Source organism: Streptomyces hesseae (assembly GCF_031845785.1).
Taxonomy (GTDB): domain Bacteria; phylum Actinomycetota; class Actinomycetes; order Streptomycetales; family Streptomycetaceae; genus Streptomyces; species Streptomyces hesseae.
This window is the reverse complement of the sequence record NZ_JAVRFI010000100.1, coordinates 1-255: the sequence shown is the minus strand read 5'-3', so window position 1 is coordinate 255 and position 255 is coordinate 1. Positions and strand designations below refer to the sequence as shown.

1 protein-coding gene is annotated in these 255 nt (G+C 71.0%); it reads left to right on the top strand.

What is annotated here, in order from left to right:
* Positions 1 to 255, top strand: a 255-nt coding sequence (locus RM609_RS34375) for a class I tRNA ligase family protein (protein WP_311616613.1), incomplete at both ends; no start/stop codon positions are given.

Genomic DNA, 255 nt, shown 5'->3' with positions numbered 1-255 from the left:
CACCCCGTGGACGCTGGTCTCCAACACCGCGGCCGCCGCGCACCCCGACGTCACCTATGTCGTGGCCACCGACGGCAACGAGAAGCTGGTCGTCGCCGAGCCGCTACTGGAGAAGGCCCTGGGCGAGAGCTGGACGGCCACCGGCCAGTCCTTCACCGGCCGCGAGATGGAGCGCTGGGCCTACCGTCGCCCGTTCGACCTGGGCGAGTTCCCCGAGGCCGCCCACTTCGTCGTCACCGCCGAGTACGTCACCAC